The organism is Sphingomonas bacterium, assembly GCF_903644055.1.
Taxonomy (GTDB): domain Bacteria; phylum Pseudomonadota; class Alphaproteobacteria; order Sphingomonadales; family Sphingomonadaceae; genus Sphingomonas_I.
Map to the genome: position 1 here is coordinate 1 of NZ_CAHJXD010000188.1, position 2,582 is coordinate 2,582.

General features: G+C 69.4%; 2 protein-coding genes and 1 pseudogene. All 3 read left to right on the forward strand.

Annotated features, from left to right (window positions below):
* Positions 1-1,109: HD-GYP domain-containing protein (locus HUU94_RS08190; RefSeq protein ID WP_174274597.1), on the forward strand; the 1,109-nt coding region annotated here is incomplete at its 5' end.
* Between the two features lie 2 nt (positions 1,110-1,111).
* On the forward strand, positions 1,112-2,236 hold the full coding sequence (locus HUU94_RS08195; RefSeq protein WP_174274598.1) for a GGDEF domain-containing protein: 1,125 nt from the start codon (positions 1,112-1,114) through the stop codon (positions 2,234-2,236).
* A gap of 82 nt (positions 2,237-2,318) precedes the next feature.
* Positions 2,319-2,582, forward strand: a pseudogene (locus HUU94_RS08200) (hypothetical protein); the annotation flags it as partial.

Genomic DNA, 2,582 nt, shown 5'->3' on the forward strand with positions numbered 1-2,582 from the left:
CGTCGCCGGTGCTGCCCGCCGATGCGACGCTGCGCGCGATGTTCACCCCGCGGCGCGCGCCCTCCGTCGGCGCCCAGCGCCCCGATGACGCCGGCGAGATCGCGCGCGCCACCGAGACCGTCCGCCGATCGAAGCAGGCGGTGACGCGGATGTTCCAGGACGCACGCCTCGGCCGCGCGATCCGCCCCGCCGACGTAGCGCCGCTGGTCGAGGAGATCGCCGCTGCGGTGGAGCGCGACGCCGCGGCGATGCTCAAGGTCACGCGGCTCAAGACCAAGAATGAATATACCTATCTCCATTCGGTCGCGGTGTGCGCGCTGATGATCAACCTGTCGCGCGAGCTCGGGCTCGATGACGCGCGCACGCACGAAATCGGCATGGCGGGGCTGCTCCACGACATCGGCAAGATGGCGGTGCCCGATGCGATCCTCGACAAGCCGGGGTCGCTGACCAACGACGAATTCGACGTCATCCGCAACCATCCCGCCGCCGGCCACGCCCTGCTGGCGGGCACCGAGGATGCGCCCGCGATCGCGCTCGACGTCTGCCTCCACCATCACGAGCGCTTCGACGGCAAGGGCTATCCGTTCGGGCTTTCGGGCGATCGGCTTTCGCTGCACGCGCGGATGGGTGCGGTGTGCGACGTCTATGACGCGATCACCTCCAACCGGCCTTACAAGGCGGGCTGGCAGCCCACCGACGCGCTTTCGAAGATGCTCGATTGGGAGGGCCATTTCGATCCGGCGATCCTCCAGGCCTTCATCCACAGCATCGGCATCTATCCCGTCGGCGCGCTGGTGCGGCTGCGCACCAACCGGCTCGGCATCGTCGTCGGCGGCAATCCCGCCGATCCGCTGCTGCCACGCGTCCGCGCCTTCTTCTCGACCACCGAGCGCGAGATCGTGCGACCCGAGGAATTCACCTGCTCGATCTCGCTGCGCGGCGACAATATCGTCGGCGTCGAATCGGGCGAGGCCTGGTTCGGCGCGCGCTGGAGCGCGGTCCGCGCCCTGCTGCTCGATGGCCGGACGCCCGATCCGCGCGCGATCCGCGCCGCCTTCCTTCCCGACGATGCCCAGGCATCCTTTCCGACCGCACGGAGCGCTTGACCATGGCGACTGTCCCTACGCCGCATCCGGATGACGATGACGGCGCGCCGCGCCGATCCAGCCTGATGGCGCCCCTGCTGGCGCGCTTCGGCCGCGCGAGCCCATCCCCCGATCCCGCGCCGACCGCCGAACGCCTGGCCCCAATCAATCCGGCGCGCCGGCTCTACGATCGCATCGGCGATTTCCTGTTCCGCCACTCGCTCGATCTCACCCCGCTCAACTTCGGCTGCGCGCACGATCTCGTCGCCGACGTCAATCAGGAGCTCGGCAACGCGGTATCCAAGGCGTTGCTCGCCGGCGAGCCGATCACCAACGCCTGGATCGAGCGCTATTATGGCGAGCGCCCCGATGACGGCCTCGGCCAGGGCAAGCTCGAGGATATCGCCAACACCGTCGAGGCCGAGCTCGGCCGCTGCATCGCGCTGATCGGCCAGTCGGGCACCGCGACGCAGGCGTTCGGCGAGGCGCTGACCAGCGAGATCGCCACCCTCGAGGTGACGCCCGCGCAGACGCTTTCGCGCGTCGTCGATCTCGCGCGCGAGATGGTCGAGCAGACGCGCTCGGTCGATCAGGAGCTGCGCGAGCGGCGCGAGCAGGCGCAGGCGCTGCGCTCGACGCTGCGCACCGCCAACCGAGCCGCCAATCTCGATCATCTCACCAACCTGCCGAACCGCCGCGCGTTCGAGCGTCACGTTCGCGAGATCGCCGCCGCCGCCAGCGTGCGGCCGCTGGTCCTCGCGCTGTGCGACATCGATCATTTCAAGAAGATCAACGATGCGCACGGCCATGCGGTGGGCGATCGCGTGCTTAAGCTGATCGCCGCGCGCTTCCAGGAAATCTGCGGCAGCGCCTGCTTCGCCGCGCGCTTCGGGGGCGAGGAATTCGTCCTGCTGTTCCAGGACAGGACCGTCGCCGAGGTCGCCGCCGCGATCGACGATATCCGCGCGCGCCTCGCCGAACGGCAGCTCGTCGACAAGGATAGCGGCCGCGCGATCGGCAAGATCAGCTTCTCGGCGGGCGTCGCCGAAATGCCCGATCCGAACGCGCTGCACACCACGATCGAGCGCGCCGATACCGCGCTCTATGCGGCGAAGAACGGCGGCCGCAACCGCACCTGCGCCGCCTGACGCCGCGAAGGCTCGCCGAAAGACAAGGAAATATCGCACGACGCCCCGCGACAGGCGCGCGGCCACGCGCTACGGGGCGGGGATGACCAGATCCGCTACCGAAGTCATGCAGCAGATCCTCTTCGCCGCGGTGATGGACGCGGTGGAGGCGCTCAAGAAGGCGTCGAAGGGCGTGCCCAACAATCTGCTCCGCGATCTCGGCGCGCTGCACGTCAACGTCGCGCTGGCCGATACCTCGCCCGAGCTCCAGGAGGCGATCCACGCCAGCGTGCGCACCGCCTTCACGCGCCTCCAGAAGGAGGGCTATGCGGTCGCCGCCGCCGTCACCCAGCCCCCGCGCGCGCCA